Origin of the sequence: Opacimonas viscosa, assembly GCF_024199005.1 — a bacterium.
Classification (GTDB): domain Bacteria; phylum Pseudomonadota; class Gammaproteobacteria; order Enterobacterales; family Alteromonadaceae; genus Opacimonas; species Opacimonas viscosa.
This window is the reverse complement of record NZ_JANATA010000003.1, coordinates 72,808-89,961: the sequence shown is the minus strand read 5'-3', so window position 1 is coordinate 89,961 and position 17,154 is coordinate 72,808. Positions and strand designations below refer to the sequence as shown.

At 42.8% G+C, this 17,154-nt stretch carries 18 protein-coding genes; 11 read left to right on the top strand and 7 right to left on the bottom strand.

What is annotated here, in order from left to right; all coding sequences use genetic code 11:
• Positions 1-53 precede the first annotated feature (53 nt).
• The 4 genes from NLF92_RS03175 to ruvX are packed head-to-tail and all read left to right on the top strand — an operon-like array spanning position 54 to position 2,755.
• Complete coding sequence (locus tag NLF92_RS03175) at positions 54-788, top strand: 16S rRNA (uracil(1498)-N(3))-methyltransferase (protein WP_254098803.1); 735 nt, start codon at positions 54-56, stop codon at positions 786-788.
• The gene (gene gshB, locus NLF92_RS03170) at positions 788-1,750 is read left to right on the top strand and encodes a glutathione synthase (protein WP_254098801.1); all 963 of its coding nucleotides are present in this window, start codon (positions 788-790) and stop codon (positions 1,748-1,750) included. The genes NLF92_RS03175 and gshB overlap by 1 nt, the downstream gene beginning before the upstream one ends.
• 6 nt (positions 1,751-1,756) lie before the next feature.
• Complete coding sequence (locus tag NLF92_RS03165; protein ID WP_254098799.1) at positions 1,757-2,311, top strand: YqgE/AlgH family protein; 555 nt, start codon at positions 1,757-1,759, stop codon at positions 2,309-2,311.
• A gap of 27 nt (positions 2,312-2,338) precedes the next feature.
• A complete protein-coding gene (gene ruvX, locus NLF92_RS03160) occupies positions 2,339-2,755 on the top strand; it encodes a Holliday junction resolvase RuvX (protein WP_254098797.1) in 417 nt (138 codons plus the stop codon).
• Here the strand turns inward: ruvX and NLF92_RS03155 are convergent.
• The 3 genes from NLF92_RS03155 to NLF92_RS03145 are packed head-to-tail and all read right to left on the bottom strand — an operon-like array spanning position 2,752 to position 5,301.
• Entirely contained in the window at positions 2,752-3,069 is a 318-nt protein-coding gene (locus NLF92_RS03155) for a putative signal transducing protein (protein ID WP_254098795.1), read from the bottom strand. The genes ruvX and NLF92_RS03155 overlap by 4 nt on opposite strands.
• Before the next feature lie 42 nt (positions 3,070-3,111).
• Positions 3,112-4,224 (bottom strand): PilT/PilU family type 4a pilus ATPase, encoded by a 1,113-nt coding sequence (locus NLF92_RS03150; protein ID WP_254098794.1) that lies wholly within the window; start codon positions 4,222-4,224, stop codon positions 3,112-3,114.
• Positions 4,225-4,257: 33 nt separating this feature from the next.
• Positions 4,258-5,301 (bottom strand): type IV pilus twitching motility protein PilT, encoded by a 1,044-nt coding sequence (locus NLF92_RS03145; RefSeq protein WP_254098792.1) that lies wholly within the window; start codon positions 5,299-5,301, stop codon positions 4,258-4,260.
• A gap of 34 nt (positions 5,302-5,335) precedes the next feature.
• Between NLF92_RS03145 and NLF92_RS03140 the strand changes: the two genes are divergently transcribed.
• The 4 genes from NLF92_RS03140 (at position 5,336) to NLF92_RS03125 (ending at position 8,040) form a co-directional block, all read left to right on the top strand.
• On the top strand, positions 5,336-6,022 hold the full coding sequence (locus tag NLF92_RS03140) for a YggS family pyridoxal phosphate-dependent enzyme (RefSeq protein WP_254098790.1): 687 nt from the start codon (positions 5,336-5,338) through the stop codon (positions 6,020-6,022).
• A 116-nt stretch (positions 6,023-6,138) separates the two neighbouring features.
• Positions 6,139-6,996 (top strand): pyrroline-5-carboxylate reductase, encoded by an 858-nt coding sequence (proC, locus tag NLF92_RS03135; protein WP_254098788.1) that lies wholly within the window; start codon positions 6,139-6,141, stop codon positions 6,994-6,996.
• Positions 6,997-7,016: 20 nt separating this feature from the next.
• Positions 7,017-7,559, top strand: a complete 543-nt coding sequence (locus NLF92_RS03130; protein WP_254098786.1) for a YggT family protein — start codon at positions 7,017-7,019, stop codon at positions 7,557-7,559.
• Positions 7,560-7,620: 61 nt separating this feature from the next.
• Entirely contained in the window at positions 7,621-8,040 is a 420-nt protein-coding gene (locus NLF92_RS03125) for a DUF4426 domain-containing protein (RefSeq protein WP_254098784.1), read from the top strand.
• Here the strand turns inward: NLF92_RS03125 and yaaA are convergent.
• Complete coding sequence (gene yaaA, locus NLF92_RS03120) at positions 8,037-8,819, bottom strand: peroxide stress protein YaaA (protein ID WP_254098782.1); 783 nt, start codon at positions 8,817-8,819, stop codon at positions 8,037-8,039. The genes NLF92_RS03125 and yaaA overlap by 4 nt on opposite strands.
• A 386-nt stretch (positions 8,820-9,205) precedes the next feature.
• Between yaaA and tal the strand changes: the two genes are divergently transcribed.
• Entirely contained in the window at positions 9,206-10,159 is a 954-nt protein-coding gene (gene tal, locus NLF92_RS03115) for a transaldolase (protein ID WP_254098780.1), read from the top strand.
• Between the two features lie 155 nt (positions 10,160-10,314).
• Positions 10,315-11,949, top strand: a complete 1,635-nt coding sequence (pgi, locus tag NLF92_RS03110; protein WP_254098778.1) for a glucose-6-phosphate isomerase — start codon at positions 10,315-10,317, stop codon at positions 11,947-11,949.
• 103 nt (positions 11,950-12,052) lie between these two features.
• Here pgi and hemN read toward each other — a convergent pair whose 3' ends face one another.
• From hemN to NLF92_RS03095, 3 genes are all read right to left on the bottom strand, one after another.
• Positions 12,053-13,417, bottom strand: a complete 1,365-nt coding sequence (gene hemN / locus NLF92_RS03105) for an oxygen-independent coproporphyrinogen III oxidase (protein ID WP_254098776.1) — start codon at positions 13,415-13,417, stop codon at positions 12,053-12,055.
• A gap of 170 nt (positions 13,418-13,587) precedes the next feature.
• The gene (locus NLF92_RS03100; RefSeq protein WP_254098774.1) at positions 13,588-15,744 is read right to left on the bottom strand and encodes a S9 family peptidase; all 2,157 of its coding nucleotides are present in this window, start codon (positions 15,742-15,744) and stop codon (positions 13,588-13,590) included.
• Between the two features lie 14 nt (positions 15,745-15,758).
• A complete protein-coding gene (locus NLF92_RS03095; RefSeq protein WP_254098772.1) occupies positions 15,759-16,811 on the bottom strand; it encodes an aldo/keto reductase in 1,053 nt (350 codons plus the stop codon).
• 164 nt (positions 16,812-16,975) lie between these two features.
• Here NLF92_RS03095 and NLF92_RS03090 point away from each other — a divergent pair, with 164 nt between their 5' ends.
• Positions 16,976-17,140, top strand: a complete 165-nt coding sequence (locus NLF92_RS03090; RefSeq protein WP_254098770.1) for a DUF3545 family protein — start codon at positions 16,976-16,978, stop codon at positions 17,138-17,140.
• Positions 17,141-17,154 lie beyond the last annotated feature (14 nt).

The window sequence follows — 17,154 nt, the reverse complement described above, 5'->3', positions numbered from 1 at the left end:
TTTGACATTTTGCTATCATCACAGCTTTTATAGCGTAAGCAATAGGGTAGGCAATGCGAGTACCTAGAATTTATGTAGATACGCCTATAGCAGTGGATGAAGATTGTGTTTTACCTCTTGAAACGGCGCATTACATTCATAATGTTTTAAGGATGAAAATCGATAACCCAGTGGTTCTATTTAATGGCGATGGGAACGATTATTCAGGTATATTGAGTTTAGTCAACAAAAGGGCCGCAACCGTTTTTGTCGATAGTAAAATCGGCTTAAGTGTCGAATCTCCTCTACCTATTCATCTTGGTCAAGGGATCGCCAAAGGCGACCGTATGGATGTCGCTCTACAAAAAGCGACAGAGCTTGGAGTGACTGAAATCACCCCACTCATTACCGAACGTTGTAACGTGAAAATCACGGCGGAACGCTGGGAGAAAAAACATCAACAGTGGTTAAAAATCATTATTGCCGCTTGCGAGCAGTCAGGCAGAAATACACTCCCCATTTTACACCCACCTATCGAATTGAATAAATGGTTAGGGCAGACAACGCAAGCAGTTCGTGTAACCTTGGATCCTCATGCTGAACAAACTATGGGGCAACTGCCGATCACCCAACAACATGGTGTGCGCTTATTAATCGGTCCTGAAGGTGGACTTGCTGATACCGAAACTTACAACGCCGAACAATTAGGCTTTCAAACCGTCACATTTGGTCCTCGCGTCCTACGCACCGAAACTGCAGCCTTAGCGAGTATTGCTGTATTACAAGCACAATATGGAGATTTACTATAATGACTATCCGCTCTAATCCACTTAAAATTATCGTAGTCATGGACCCCATCGCAACAAGTAAACCGCACAAGGACACTTCTATAGCCATGTGTTTAGAAGCGCAGCGCAGAGGCCACGATGTTTACTATGCTGAAATGCAGGACTTGTATATCAATAATGGTGAACCCAGAGTAAGTAGTGCCCCGCTCACTGTTCGAGATCAAGCTCAAGATTTCTTTACCTTGGGTGAAGCTAGCGATTATCACCTGGCCGACTTTGATGTGTTGTTGATGCGCAAAGACCCTCCGGTAGATGATCAATTTATATACGCGACACATATTTTTGAATTAGCAGAGAAGCAAGGGCTCTTGGTGGTTAACAAAGCACAAGCTCTGCGTGATTTTAACGAAAAATTATTTACCTCATACTTCCCAGATTTAATCCCACCGACGTTGGTGACTAGAAACAGTCATCAAATAAAAGCATTCCATGCGCAACATCGGGATATTATTTGTAAACCTCTCGATGGCATGGGTGGGACATCCATTTTTCGTGTCAAAGAAGATGCCAACAATTTAGGGGTAGTTAGCGAAGTTTTGACCAATAACGGGGCTCGCTTAGCCATGTTCCAAGCTTACCTTCCAGCGATCAAAGATGGGGATAAACGGATTTTAATCGTCAATGGTGAAGTCATGCCGTATTGTCTAGCGCGTTTACCCCAAGGTACCGAAACTCGAGGGAATTTAGCCGCTGGTGGTGTTGGCCGTCCACAACCGATTACTGAATCCGATCGTTTATTAGCTCAAAGTATTGCTCCTACTCTTATCGAGCATGGTATTTTGTTTGTCGGACTGGACGTTATCGGCGACCGTGTCACGGAAATAAATATTACGTCGCCAACCTGCGTCAGAGAGATTGAAGCCGCGTATGAAATTAATATCTGCGCCAAGTTATTTGCCGCAATTGAAGCAAAGGTAGCCTAAGACACTATGTATTTTGAGAATCATTTATTGGTAGCGATGCCTGATTTACAAGATCCTAATTTTAAACGCTCTGTCATATATTTATGTGAACATAATGCAGAAGGTGCAATGGGGCTTGTGATTAATGCACCGATTGAGATGACGCTTGGAGAAATGCTCAATCAAGCGGTGCCAGATGCTGAGGTGATTCCCGAGAGAGCTAAACAGATTTTAATCAAAGGTGGTCCTGTTAACCCAGACCGTGGTTTTATTCTACATAAACCCCAACTAGGCTGGGAAGGCAGTATTCAACTAAATGATGACTTTATGATCACGACTTCCAAAGATATTCTCAATGTTATCGGCAATGAGGCTGGCCCCGCACAACAAATTGTCGCTTTGGGATATGCCGGTTGGACAGAAGGACAACTTGAAGCAGAGTTAGCGGAAAACACCTGGCTCACTATCCCTGCATCAAGTGAACTGGTGTTTGGGACGCCTTTACATCGTCGCTGGGAAGCTGCTGTGCAAGCATTGGGTATAGAGCCTTGGCAACTAACATCCTCATCAGGTCATGCTTAACTCTAATTATAAAGGACCACTAGATTAATGAGTACTTACTTAGCATTTGATTTTGGCACCAAAAGTATCGGCGTTGCCGTTGGGCAAACGATTACTAACACGGCTCAACCGTTAGCGGCGATTAAAGCAAATGACGGTAAAGCGGATTGGCAAATATTTATTCAGTTATGCCGAGAATGGGAGCCAGCCAAGCTACTTGTAGGGATCCCTTATAACATGGATGGTACTGAACAAGAGATGACATTAAGAGCGCGTAAATTTGCTCGTCGCTTAAGTGCTCAATGTCATAAAGAAGTGTTTGAGGTGGATGAGCGTTTAACAACAACAGATGCCAAATCTCGCTTATTTGAACTGGGTGGATTTAAAAAGCTCACGAAAGATAAGATAGATTCAGTGTCAGCTTGTGTGATCTTTGAAGGTTGGTTAGCAAGCCAAAACGACTAACAAGAACTCTGACATTGCCAACACACACCAAATTGTGCTTCGTTTTCAGCAGTACATACCTGACATATCCAATCATTATGTGCATCCTCCGTTTCTAGAGGTGCAGCCATCAACTGCGTAATTAACGCCTGTGCTTTAGGCCGCCATTCTTCATCTATCAACCACACTTCTGGCAAATTATCTATGGCGGACAATTCGCCTACAGCACCTTGGGCAAATTCATTTTTCAAGACACAAGGAATACCAGCATCTTCAAGACAATGCATGACTTGGTGAACCTTGAAAAGCTGATGATCGGTATATAATTTTGGCATAAGTTCCTGGTCAGCAATGCAGCTAAAATAAATGTCTTGGGCTTAGTCCATATCAATCGATACATTCGACAATGACCCTAAACGACTGCCATCATTTTGCTCTAACTTAATCATTAAACGCAAATCGTTGGGTGAGTCAGCATGGTGTAAAGCCTGTTCTAAAGAGACCTTACCGGCTTTATAAAGTTCCAATAAAGCCATATCAAAGGTCTGCATACCCATTTCTTTACCTTTGCCCATCGCATCTTTTAAACCAGACATCTCATTGCGCTGAATTAAATCGCTGATCAACGGCGAGTTCAGAAGTACTTCAATCGCCGCAACACGACCTTTCCCATCAACCGTTGGTACCAATTGCTGGGCGACAATCGCTCGGATGTTTAAGCTCAGGTCATAACGTAACTTATCATGCATATCTTTGGGTGCTAAATGCATGATACGTTCAATAGCTTGATTAGCATTATTCGCATGTAAGGTCGCCACGCATAAATGCCCGGTATCGGCAAAAGACATGGCATATTCCATCGTCTCCATAGATCGGATTTCACCAATCAATATTACATCAGGTGCCTGCCTGAGTGAGCTTTTTAATGCATCATCAAAAGAATGTGTATCAATCCCGACTTCTCGTTGTGTCACCACACAAGCATCATGCTCATGGACAAACTCAATCGGATCTTCGATAGTTAAAATATGCCCTGAAGAATGACGGTTTCGATGACCGATCAAAGCAGCTAGAGAGGTCGACTTACCCGTCCCTGTACCACCGACAAATAGCACAAGGCCGCGTTTCGCCATGATGATATTTTTTAATACTTCTGGTAGACCCAAATCGTCAGCTTGGGGAATTTCTGTAACAATACGACGAACGACCATGCCAGGCATATCACGTTGCCAAAAGGCAGAACAACGAAACCGCCCTACATTTTCTAGCGCAATCGCAAAGTTACACTCTTTTTCAGTGTTAAACTTTGCTTGGTTTTCAGTCGTCATCGCTTCGTATACTAACGCTAAAGCATTTTCAGCATTCAGCGAATGAGTGTCCACAGCTTGCATTTTGCCATTAATTTTAGCACTGACAGGACGCCCGACTGTGACAAATAAATCTGAGGCATTCTGGGCCACCATATTGGCAAGATATTGATGAAGAGACATAGCATCACCTTTTTATAATAGGGTCATTGTGACTTAAAAATTAACGGCATTTTTCTTATCAGGAGATAACATATCTGCATCCTGTTGAGACACTAGGCCCTGGGCGACTAAGCGTTGTAAGCACTGCTCCATGGTTTGCATACCGTAGTTTTGTCCAGTCTGAATCACCGAGTACATCTGCGGCACTTTGTCTTCTCTAATCAAGTTTCTGATAGCGGGTACACCTACCATAATCTCATGTGCTGCTACACGACCACCACCAACTTTCTTTAACAGGTTTTGCGAAATTACCGCCCGTAGGCTTTCGGATAACATTGACCGCACCATTGATTTTTCTTCCGCAGGGAACACATCAATAATTCTATCAATCGTTTTAGGTGCTGAGTTTGTATGCAACGTACCAAATACTAAATGCCCAGTTTCAGCAGCTGATATCGCTAAACGGATGGTTTCTAAATCGCGTAACTCGCCCACTAAAATCACATCAGGATCTTCTCTCAGTGCCGACCGCAGTGCAGCAGAGAAGCTCTTTGTATCACGATGCACTTCGCGCTGATTCATTAAACACAGTTTATTTTGATGGACAAATTCAATCGGATCTTCAATCGTCAGTATATGCTCACGTTTGTGTGTATTGATGTGATCAATCATGGCGGCAAGCGTCGTGGATTTACCAGATCCCGTTGCACCAGTAATCAAGACGATACCGGTGGGTTGGTTGATAATATCTTTAAAAATAGCGGGGGCACCTAACTCATCCAAAGTCAGTACTTTGCTTGGAATGGTTCTCAATACCGCTGCAGGGCCACGATTTTGCATAAATGCATTGACCCTAAAGCGCGATAAATCTTTTATTTCAAAAGAAAAATCGACTTCAAGGTTTTCTTCGTATTCTTTGCGTTGCATGTCATTCATGATTTCATAAATGAGTGCTTGGACGGCTTTATCGTCTAATTCAGGTACATTCAGTCGACGCATTTCACCGTCCACTCGAATCATCGGCGGTAAGCCTGAAGATAAGTGTAAATCAGATGCGTTATTCGTTACACTAAACGCTAATAATTCGGTAATATCCATTTTTTACCCTTTTAACTTACAGAAAAATTGAGCCATGCCAAATACTATAGCAGAGCGTTTACAAGCCACTTTGTCAGCCATTGCAAAAGCTGCAGAACTAGCTCAAAGACCAGCTAGTGATATACAATTATTAGCTGTTTCTAAAACAAAACCGGTATCAGATATCATGCTTGCGTATACAGCGGGGCAACGCCACTTCGGTGAAAACTATGTCCAAGAGGGTGTGGCGAAAACAGAAGAATTGGCCCACTTATCTGATCTTGTATGGCATTTTATCGGCCCAATTCAGTCAAATAAGAGTGCTTTCGTTGCAAAAAATTTTTCTTGGTGTCACAGCATTGACCGGTTAAAAATAGCAAAACGTCTCAGCGCTCAACGCCCAGAAGCTTTACCAGCGTTAAATGTGTGTATCCAAGTGAACATCAACATGGAAGAGACCAAATCAGGTTTTGCTCCTGAAGAAGTCAGTAGCGCGGCCCAAATTATTGCAGAATTGCCCAATCTAAACCTGCGAGGACTGATGGCCATCCCCAAGGCGAGCCAATCTGAACCTGAGTTAGCCGCGACCTTTGCAGCTCTGCATGATATGTTCACAGACTTACAAACTCACTATCCTAGCGTTGACACTTTATCTATGGGAATGAGTAGTGATTTAGAACTAGCGGTTGCATCAGGCTCTACTATGGTAAGGGTCGGAACTGGTATTTTTGGAGCGAGGTAGCGCAAGGAAATAGATGGAAATCCGCTATTCCTTCGCTTATTATCACGTTTAGAATTAGCTCAAGCTCTCAATGAGCCCATCTTGGGGAGTTTTGCTGCAACAAAATAGGTTATACCATGTCACAAGTAAGCGCAGGAACAACACCGCACAGTACGCAATTTACCCATGAGAACATCGCTTTTATTGGTGCTGGTAATATGACGTCTGCCATTATTCGTGGCATGGTGAAAGCAGGTTATCCTGCCAATATGTTAATGGCAACGAACCCCTCACAAGAAAAATTAGACGTTTTGGCGAATGATTTAGGGATTATGACGGCAACAGATAATGCTGCGGCTTTAGATTTTGCGGAAACCATTGTACTAGCGGTTAAACCACAAATATTGGCTGATATGTGTGCGGCTTTACCAGAGAGCAAACAAGATAAATCTTATATTTCTATCGCCGCTGGGGTTAGTGTTGCGCGTATTCAAGAAATGTTAGATGCGCCAGTGCAAGTCGTTCGTACTATGCCGAATACTCCCTCAGCAATCGGTATGGGGATGACCGGTTTATATGCGCAAAATAATACCTCTACCGACTTACGCATTTGTGCAGAATATTGCCTAAAACAGGTCGGTGAAACACTTTGGGTTACCCATGAAGATGACATCAATACTGTCATCGCGGCGGCAGGCTCCTCTCCGGCTTATCTGTTTATGTTTGCTGAAGCGATGCAAACAAAAACCCAAGAGTTAGGTCTGACAGAACAAGATGCTAAATTACTCGTAGCGCAAGCACTCGCTGGTGCGGGTAAAATGTTATTAGAGAACCCTGACACAGACTTTGCTACACTTAGATCTAACGTGACATCTAAAGGCGGTACCACAGCTGCAGCGATTGCCAGTTTTCATACAGCCAATCTAGCCGATATTATAGCTGATGCCATGCAAGCGGCCGTAGACCGTGCCCGCGAAATGCAAGCGAATATTTAATTTTTACTTTTAGGGATTTTATGAGTTCTTCTTATTTTTTAATCGACACACTATTTAACCTCTACCTCATGGTCGTGCTTCTGCGTCTCTGGTTACAATATGTCAGAGCTGATTTTTACAATCCTTTTTCACAGTTTGTTGTAAAAGCGACCCAACCCGTGGTGGCTCCATTGCGTCGTGTTATCCCTGCACTAGGCAAACTCGATACGGCCACATTGATATTGGCCTTGGTCGTTGCCATCGCTAAAATTGCTATCATTTCCACCCTATTCTCAAATGGTCCGTTTAATCCACTGGCCGTCCTTATCATAGGGAGCATTACACTACTCAAACAGTTCTTATCGTTAGTTTTTTGGATGTTGATCCTACGGGCCATTCTCAGCTGGGTATCCCAAGGTGGCAACCCCTTTGAACTAGTGATAGCCCAACTGACAGAGCCGCTGTTAGCACCTATTCGTAAAGTAATACCGCCATTAGGTGGCCTAGATTTATCAGTATTAATTGCAATCATTGCTCTGCAATTCATACAATTGTTACTCCAAGATTTTATAGGTCCACTGTAGACGTTGTTCGCAAACGATATGCGCAACGCTATAATCCATATTGAGAAATATTGAGGCAGGTATGAGAATTCTATTATTAATCGTCAGTTTGCTATTAGTGAGCGCTACAGCAAGTGCCGAGCAAAAAAAGGAGTTAGGACAATGGGAAGTCCATTATATTGTTTTTCCAACGACGTTTTTAACCCCAGAAATTGCCAAAGCAAACGGTTTAATTCGCAGTAAATACAATGCGCTCGTCAATATCTCAGTGTTAGACAAAACCACCAAGGTCGCGCAACGCATTGATATTTCTGGTACCGCCCGAAATCTAATTGGCACAACCAAACCGTTAAACTTCAAAAGAGTTATCGATGGTGAGGCCATTTATTATCTGGCGCCACTCTCCTTTCGTCACATGGAGAACTATACGTTTTCAGTGGACATTAGGAGAGGAAACACCACAGAGAACTTAACGTTCAAACAGGAAATGTTTGTCGATTAAGGACGATCTTTTTCTAATCTCACAAACACTAATTCAGTTGTAGAACTTTGTTCTGCTGCAAATCGGTATCCTGCAACAGAAAACTGACTGAGTTCTGCCGGATCCGTGATTTTGTTATCAATGATATAGCGCGCCATCAAGCCTCGGGCTTTTTTAGCATAGAAACTGATAATCTTAACCTTGCCATTTTTTTCATCTTTAAAAATAGGCGTTATAACCTGAGCATGGAGCTGTTTAGGTTGTACTGCTGAAAAATACTCATTGGAAGCAAGGTTCACTAGCACTTGGTGAGATTGCTCGGCCAATTCTTTATCTAACGCTGCAGTCAAATCAGCACCCCAAAACTCATATAAGTTTTTGCCGCGTTCAGTAGCGAGTTTGGTCCCCATTTCTAAACGGTAGGGCTGCATTAAATCAAGCGGTTGTAACACCCCATACAATCCAGACAAAATGCGTAAATGAGCTTGAGCAAATGCAACATCTTCTGACGTCATACTATGAGCATCTAACCCAGCATATACATCACCATTAAAAGCATACATTGCTTGGCGGGCATTCTGTGGTGTAAATGGTTGAGAAAACGACGAAAAGCGTTCTGCGTTCAACACCGCTAATTTATCACTGATCCCCATTAAATTAGAAAGGTCAGCTGGCGCGAGTGTTTTACAAGTCGCCACCAACTCTTGGGTTTTTGGCATAAACTGGGGTTGGGTATATTCTGACGTTGCTACAGGTGTTTTGTAGTCTAAGTTTTTTGCTGGAGATACAACAACAAGCATAAGAACCTCTTTGCACTATGGGGGTAGTTTTTCTAATCGATGTAAAGTATACCGTAACTCAGCCAGGAAAAAATAGACAATCTCATATTCGATACCCGGTCTTTGTAAACAGCTGAGTGACGGTATTTTGCAATGCCATCATTGTGCTTTATCTGCATCTTTTGTGATGCAAACTTGGTCACCATAATAATTATCAAGATAATTACAGACTTGTGCACGGTTTAATGGTTTTTTCATAAAAAAATTGATAAGCTTTTGCATAATATTTACCTTCTAAATTAGTTTTCTTAAATGCCTCTAACCGAAGCACATGATGAGTATGACAAGATAGTCTCATCAAATAAAATGAAGAAAACCTATCACCACAATCGATAAAAAGGATTATGATGAGCGACCTACTTACCGCACTCAGAAAAGTAACCACTGTTGTAGCTGACACTGGCGATATTGCAGCGATCAAAAAATACGCACCTGTTGATGCGACAACGAATCCATCTTTATTGCTAAAAGCAGCTGAGATCCCAGAATATAGCGAGATGGTCAGTGCTGCATTAGCATGGGCAAAAACAGAGTCTTCTGATACCGCACAACAAGTAGCTGATGCTTCTGATAAGTTAGCAGTACTGATCGGTAAAGAAATCGTAGGCGTTATTCCTGGGCGTATTTCTACCGAAGTTGACGCTCGTTTATCTTTTGCTACTGAAGCAACGGTTGCTAAAGCACGTAAATTAGTGGGTATGTACGCAGATGAAGGGATCAGTAAAGACCGCATCCTAATTAAAATCGCGTCAACATGGGAAGGTATCCAAGCAGCTGAAATCCTAGAAAAAGAAGGTATTCAGTGCAACTTGACGCTACTTTTCTCCTTTGCCCAAGCTCGTGCATGTGCGGAAGCAGGTGTTTTCTTAATCTCGCCTTTTGTTGGTCGCATTTTGGACTGGTACAAAAAATCAACGGGTAAAGATGCCTTTCCTGGCGCTGAAGATCCGGGTGTGCAATCAGTGAGTAAGATCTACCAATATTATAAAGATCATGGTTATCAAACCGTTGTCATGGGTGCAAGTTTCCGTAATACAGATGAAATTATTGAACTCGCTGGATGTGATCGGTTAACTATTGCTCCTGCTCTGTTGGAAGAGCTAGCCAACACAAACGGTGAATTAACGGTAAAATTAAGTGACAAAGGCGCGACACAAACACCGCCTTCTCGTTTAAGTGAAAGTGAATTCCGTTGGGCTATGAACGAAGATGCCATGGCCACTGAAAAACTAGCCGAAGGCATTCGTAATTTCACTATAGACCAAATTAAACTTGAGCAGTTACTCCAAGCCAAGCTATAAGTATAACTAGCCAGTCGACACTATGATTGCCGACTGGCTAAAACTAAACGGTGCTTCTCTAAAAACAAAAAACGCCCGTAACAACTAATACCTACCCTACGCCTCAGACATGACTTTGTCATGTAACTAATGGATTGCTAACAAAAGGCTATTTTATGAGTATTACCCAAACCCAACCGTGGCAGAATCTACAAGCTTTGGCAACAAAACAAGCTGATGTCCACATGCGTGATGCATTTGCCACTGATCCTGATCGTGTTAAACGCTTTTCCCAAAGTGCTTGTGGATTACATATCGATTTTTCTAAAAACACGATTTCTGATGATATTTTTGCAGAGTTAATCGCACTAGCTGAAAGTGCAGATGTTGCCCAAAAACGTACTGATATGTTTACTGGCTCACCCATTAATCATACCGAACAACGTGCTGTGTTACACACCGCTTTACGTAACTTTGGCACTGATCCTATCTACGTTAATGGCAAAGACATCATGCCTGATGTCCAAGCAACACGTGCTAAAATCAAAGCGTTCACTGAGGCGCTCCACTCGGGTGAGCACAAAGGCTATACCGGCAAAACCATCACAGATGTCGTCAGTATTGGTATTGGGGGTTCATTTTTAGGCCCTAAAATTATGTCAGAGGCCCTATTGCCTTATCATCAACACAAACTCAATGTACACTTTGTCGCCAACGTTGATGGCTGTCATATTCAAGATGTTTTGGCACAACGTGACCCAGAAACAACCTTGGTCCTCATGTCGTCTAAATCTTTTGGCACCCAAGAAACGAAACAAAATACCCTAACGGCAAAGGCATGGTTCTTGGCGTCAGGAGCACCACAATCTGCGATAGCGGATCATTTTGCCGCTATCTCATCAAACGTACCCGCAGCGGTTGAATTTGGCATGAGTCCAGACCGTGTCATCGGCATGGAAGACTGGGTAGGTGGCCGTTATTCGTTATGGTCTGCAATTGGTTTACCGATTGCATTAGCTATCGGCTATGCTAATTTCGAACAACTACTGAAGGGGGCAGAAGCGATGGATCAGCATTTCCAAACAGCCCCTCTTGCAGAAAACTTACCGGCTATTTTAGGTCTATTAGGTGTCTGGTATCGCAACTTCCAAGATGCTCAGTCACATGTGTTATTGCCTTACTATCACTATCTACGTGGTTTCCCTGCGTATGTACAACAATTAGATATGGAATCTAACGGTAAACGCAATCAACACGATGGTACCGCTGTAGACTATGCCACTGGTCCTATTATTTTTGGCTCTGAAGGTACGAACGGTCAACATTCCTTCCATCAGTTGATCCATCAAGGGGATACGATTATTCCTGCCGATTTTATTTTACCTTTAAATGTCCCTAACCAAGATAACACGCATCATGCGATGTTAGCGTCAAACTGTTTTGGTCAAACCCAAGCACTGATGCAAGGAAAAACCTTTGCAGAATGTCGTGCAGAACTCCCTGAGGGCTTATCTGACGTTGAAAAAGATACGCTTGCAGCGCATAAAGTCATGCCAGGTAATAAGCCCTCTAATACGATTACCTTCCAAACATTGGATCCGTTTACGTTAGGTGCTTTAGTTGCGCTGTATGAACATAAAGTATTTGTTCAAGGCGTCATCTGGGGCGTGAATAGTTTCGACCAATGGGGTGTGGAACTAGGTAAGGTGCTAGGTAATCAAGTTTTAGATGCTATTGAAACAGGTACGATGCATCCAGCCATGGACAGTTCAACCCAAGCTTTGATAGAGCAATTCAGAACAGCCCAATAAGCGTCATCATCGCCTCCTCCCTCGTCAGCAAGTTCCGCTTGCGGGGGACCTTCTCATTCGCAAACCCATGCCTGATGTACCATCACTGTCGCCTCTCAAAAAGTTAGATCACTCGTGAAAAACGTTGCTGATTTTTGTGCAGCCCTATATAAGCATCAAAGCACATCGCAATACTTCTAATCAACAACCTTGCAGCGGGATGGACTTTAATCCAACGGGCGTCGAGCGTTAACAACCCATCTTTAATGAAAGGGCTTAATAAGGTCTCAGCCTCTGCAAAATACGTCGTAAAATCAATACCAAAGGACTGTTCGACCGCTTGTTTATCGACTTGTAGATTACACATCAGCCCCATAATAACGGCTCGACGTATGTGATCATCCTTGTGCAGGCTTAACGTTTTTTCTACTGCCAACTGCTCTGCAGATAAAGCTGCATAATAGGCCTTCAGTGTCTTTGTATTTTGTAAATATCGATCCCCAATAAAACTTATCGCAGAAACACCTAAGCCTAGCATGTCAAGGTGTTGGTGTGTTGTATACCCCTGAAAGTTCCGGTGTAACACTTTATTCGCCTGTGCAATGGCAAGGGTATCATGAGATTTAGCGAAATGATCCATCCCTATCATATGGTAACCGGCTGCTTGCAAGTACTGATGAGCCATCGTCATCAAGGCAATTTTTTGATCCGGTGTTGGTAACCACGTGTCCTTGATTTTGCGTTGCGCAGCAAAACGTGTCGGTAGGTGGGCATAGCTAAACAGTGAAATGCGTTCTGGCGCAAATGTTGTAACCGCATTCAGTGTTTGCTTGAAAGTCTCTGGTGTTTGTTTGGGCAACCCATAAATTAAATCAATATTAACTGACCTAAAACCAATTTTTTGTGCATGACGAATCAACTCCGCTACATGTGCGGTGGATTGCACTCGATTAATCGATATTTGTACTGCATTGTCAATATCTTGTACGCCCAAACTAATGCGACTGAATCCAAGTGCTTTTAAAGCTGTCAAATACGCCTGGTCCACACTGCGTGGGTCAATTTCAATACTCCATTCACAACTAGGACTGAACTGATAATGTTGCTTTAACAAGGCGACTAGTCGCGTCATTTGTCCAATCGTTAAAAAGGTGGGTGTACCTCCACCGAGATGACATTGTTCAACGGTTTTACACGTCATGAAGTCTTGGGTGGCTTGCATTTCGAGGGCAAGAAAATCCAAATATCGATCAGCTTTGTCTTGGTGACGAGTGACAATTTTATTGCAACCACAGTAATAACACAGAGCATGGCAAAACGGGATGTGTACATACAAAGCAAAAGCATCTGTCGTAGCCGTTGCAAAAGCGTCTGCCAGTGCAGTGGGACTGTTATTTGGCGTGAATTCTAAAGCGGTAGGGTAAGAGGTATAACGCGGACCTTGGCTATTGTACTTGCTTACTAATGCTGGTGATAAAGATATGGACACGTAAGATTCTCAAGCGAATAAAAAGAGCCATTATGCTACCAATTCAACACTTATTGTTTATTGATCTAGAGCAATTACTAAGGGATATCGAGCGGTTCTTTATACTCCCAAAAGAACCACTCGTACTGGTCGGCATTGTACAATATGCGCTCCAGAATAAGTCCGCTTATTTACTTCTTTTCTTTGGGTTGCTTTTGACTGTTATAACGGTCAAACCAAGCTAAAATATACCCAACTTTGCGGGCTAAATTAGACGGTTTTGCCGCAATTCCATGATATGCACCTTGGATCCTGACTAAAGAACTTTCCACACCTTCTAAACGAAGAGCACCATAATACTGTTCACTTTCTCCCATAGGAGTACGCACGTCGAGCTCTCCGGTCAACACCATCGTGGGTGTCGTCACATTCCCCACCAACTTCAAAGGTGAGCGATTCCAATATTGATCAACGTCATTCCAGGGTAAATCTGTGAACCAGTATTTCGTCATAAATGTATAAATATCACTGGTACCAATCATACTTATCCAGTTGATCACCGGTTTGGCGACTACTGCAGCTTTAAACTTATCTGTTTTACCAATAATCCACGCAGTTAATACTCCACCACCAGAGCCACCAGTCACAAATAAATTATCCTGGTCAATATACCCTTTAGCCACTACACCATCGACCATATCCATCAGATCATCATAGTCTTGTGAGGGGTAATTTTTATCAATCAAATTGGCAAATTCCGTACCTTGTGAAGTCGAGCCACGAGGATTGCCATAGACCACCACATAGCCTGCCGCAGCGAATAACTGTACCTCGGTCGAAAACTCAGGACCATAAGCAGTATGAGGGCCACCGTGGATCTCCAAGATGAGTGGATACTTTTTACTTGGATCAAAGTCTGGCGGTGTCACTATCCAGGCAGACAGTTCTCGTCCATCTACCGAACTTTTTACTTTCATCTCCTGTGGTGCTGAGAGTTTCTTGTGGGCGAGCACATCACTATTTAAATCGGTGAGTACATGTATATTTTGCTTATCAGTAACCGCTAAATCTGCAGGAGCGACACCATTACCTAAGGTAAACACTACATCTCCTGCTGCAGTAACTGCAAAATCACCAGAGGTGTAAGGACGGCCAAAACTCTGGCCTCCTAACGCATCAGTTTTACTGGAAATCCTGCGATCTAATCCCACATGAGCGACGTGTTTTTTGCCATCATCGTCGTACGAGAAATATAAGCCTGCACCGTCTTTAGCCCAGCGGATATCACCAACTGAACGGTCCAAGGTTGGAGTTAAATCACGCACGTTTTGCGCTATAGAATGGTCCTGAATATCCATCACATATAAATGAGCAATTTGATTCGATTTACCATTATCAATAAACCCTGTAAAAGCGATTTTCTGCCCATCTGGACTCAAGACTGGGTTAGCTTCAGGCCCTGTCATATCCGTCAAACGGAGCCACGTACCCGTTTTGGTATTAATGCGCACTAAATCACTGTTAAAAACATCAAATTGGCTATCAGGCCGAATATTGGCAGAGACCACCACGTGTTCACTATCAGGTAACCAAGCAACTGTTCCAGAATAGTCGTAATCACCTTGTGTGACTTGACGTGCTTGACCTCCGATAACTGGGACTACATACAAATGCATATTCCCAGGTTTATTCATGCCTGCACCATCACGCTGAAATAAGGTATCTTCAATATATGTCGCAGGTTCAGCCCATTTTGCCCCCTTGGGTTTAAAGCCTAGGCTAAATAAAGGTTTTGGTGATTTAGGAGTAAACATAGAGAAAGCTAACGTTTTCCCATCCGGTGAAAAGGCAAGACCAGAGGGACGCATAGCGACATCTGTTACCCTAGTTGTCGTTTGGTTTGCAAAATCATAAACATAGATCTGAGTGCTACCTTCATGAGTAGATAAGTAAGCTAAACGTTGGCCATCTTTAGACAAAACTGGACTCGAATGATTAGCTTGACTGGATAAAAAAGGTAAATGCTTATTCCCGTCAATTTGTACAGTCCATAGATTACTTCTACGTGAATCGGACATAATATCTAGGCTAATGCGCTCATATAAGACTGTTTTATCATCACTTAAAATGATCGGATTTGCGGCATACTCTAAACCAAATATATCTTCGTAAGTCAAAGTATCTGCTATGGGATAGACACCTGAGTAAGCAAGATTCTGAGGCGTATTTTGCTGATTTATATTGGCATCGTTGGCATGTGATAAGCTCGACACAATTCCCAATACTGTACCAAGTACTACACCCACAAATGGTGTTTTCATGAGTCTTTTCGACTGTCGGTTTTGCATGTTCTGTATCCTGTTTAAAATGGCGCTGGATATTGGCGTAAGACATTTGCGACTTCGTCTAAACACTCTTTGGATAATGTCTTAGCAAAAGCCGCAATATTTTCTTCTAATTGCAACATACTGGTCGCGCCAATTATAGTAGACGTCACACCATCCACTTGATCGCACCATGCCAGAGCCAGTTGTGCGGGTGTCATATCATATTTTTGGGCGATATCACAATAAGCTTGTGTGGCACGTTGACTATCTTGGGTGTTGCGGAACAGACCATGGCGCTGCTCATAACTCCAACGACTGCCCTTGGGGATGACCCCATTGCGATATTTACCGGAAAGCATTCCGCCCGATAAAGGGGACCATGGCAAATAAGCAATATCTTCACAGACACAAGACTCGATGAGGAAAGGCCAATCTTTGGTATGTAATAAATTAAATTCATTTTGAATGGATACTGGTGCAGGCATTCCTATCTCTTGGGCAAGGTTAAGATAAGTATGGATCCCCCAAGTCGTATCATCAGACAAACCCCAATGCCGAATTTTACCCTCATCCAGCGCCTGTTTCAGGCCTAGCAAAATATCGCGCATATTTTCACGTTCAGCTTCAACATCCAGCTTAGTTGGCCGTGTTGCGTTTAATGCATGCTTACCAAAATGTGGCGTCATACGATTAGGCCAATGTAATTGGTATAAATCAATATAATCGGTGTTTAAACGTTCTAACGATCCTGCTAGTGCTAAGCCTACATTCTCTCCCGTGATCGGTGCATTATTCCGGACATAGGGAAACCCCGGACCAGCGATCTTAGTCGCAATAATCATATCTTTGCGTTTATCCGGGTGACGTGACAACCAGTTGCCAATAATTTGCTCTGTTTTGGTGTACGTAGGTTCGCTTGGGGGAACAGGGTACATCTCTGCCGTATCAAAAAAGTTAATTCCAGTAGCGATAGCATGGTTGAGCTGTAAGTCTGCATCGGCTTGGGTATTTTGTATACCCCATGTCATTGTACCTAAACAAATTCTTGAAACCGACAAACCAGAAGCACCTAGAGGAGAGTAACGCATAAAATTCCTTATTATTTTGATAATTACCGAATGAGGTTAGCATATTCATAGGCTAAAGCCTTACGGAATATTATTTTCTATAACTTTACTCGATCATTGACAATATATGAGTAATAATCAATATAAGCGCAAAAATTAAACAAATTCATAACAAGGAGGTTCTCATGGAAGAATCAATAACGTTAGAAACACCAGCGCCAAATAAAGCAAAACGAAAAAGCAAAAACGGAAAATGGCGAGAAATTGAAGCGATTAAAGAGAAAAGCCGACTTGCCAAAGAGCTTGGCGCTTATGATTTTAATTTCGACTTTAGCGACGAAGATAAATAGCACGAATAACCTGG

Bases quoted from the DNA above. Each gene is read 5' to 3' on its own strand.
- tal (WP_254098780.1), top strand. From the start codon at position 9,206: ATGAGCGACCTACTTACCGCACTCAGAAAAGTAACCACTGTTGTAGCT.
- NLF92_RS03100 (WP_254098774.1), bottom strand. From the start codon at position 15,744: ATGCAAAACCGACAGTCGAAAAGACTCATGAAAACACCATTTGTGGGT.
- NLF92_RS03130 (WP_254098786.1), top strand. From the start codon at position 7,017: ATGAGTTCTTCTTATTTTTTAATCGACACACTATTTAACCTCTACCTC.
- gshB (WP_254098801.1), top strand. From the start codon at position 788: ATGACTATCCGCTCTAATCCACTTAAAATTATCGTAGTCATGGACCCC.
- NLF92_RS03150 (WP_254098794.1), bottom strand. From the start codon at position 4,224: ATGTCTCTTCATCAATATCTTGCCAATATGGTGGCCCAGAATGCCTCA.
- yaaA (WP_254098782.1), bottom strand. From the start codon at position 8,819: ATGCTTGTTGTTGTATCTCCAGCAAAAAACTTAGACTACAAAACACCT.
- NLF92_RS03090 (WP_254098770.1), top strand. From the start codon at position 16,976: ATGGAAGAATCAATAACGTTAGAAACACCAGCGCCAAATAAAGCAAAA.
- NLF92_RS03165 (WP_254098799.1), top strand. From the start codon at position 1,757: ATGTATTTTGAGAATCATTTATTGGTAGCGATGCCTGATTTACAAGAT.
- NLF92_RS03175 (WP_254098803.1), top strand. From the start codon at position 54: ATGCGAGTACCTAGAATTTATGTAGATACGCCTATAGCAGTGGATGAA.
- proC (WP_254098788.1), top strand. From the start codon at position 6,139: ATGTCACAAGTAAGCGCAGGAACAACACCGCACAGTACGCAATTTACC.
- NLF92_RS03155 (WP_254098795.1), bottom strand. From the start codon at position 3,069: ATGCCAAAATTATATACCGATCATCAGCTTTTCAAGGTTCACCAAGTC.
- NLF92_RS03140 (WP_254098790.1), top strand. From the start codon at position 5,336: ATGCCAAATACTATAGCAGAGCGTTTACAAGCCACTTTGTCAGCCATT.
- pgi (WP_254098778.1), top strand. From the start codon at position 10,315: ATGAGTATTACCCAAACCCAACCGTGGCAGAATCTACAAGCTTTGGCA.
- ruvX (WP_254098797.1), top strand. From the start codon at position 2,339: ATGAGTACTTACTTAGCATTTGATTTTGGCACCAAAAGTATCGGCGTT.
- NLF92_RS03125 (WP_254098784.1), top strand. From the start codon at position 7,621: ATGAGAATTCTATTATTAATCGTCAGTTTGCTATTAGTGAGCGCTACA.
- NLF92_RS03095 (WP_254098772.1), bottom strand. From the start codon at position 16,811: ATGCGTTACTCTCCTCTAGGTGCTTCTGGTTTGTCGGTTTCAAGAATT.
- NLF92_RS03145 (WP_254098792.1), bottom strand. From the start codon at position 5,301: ATGGATATTACCGAATTATTAGCGTTTAGTGTAACGAATAACGCATCT.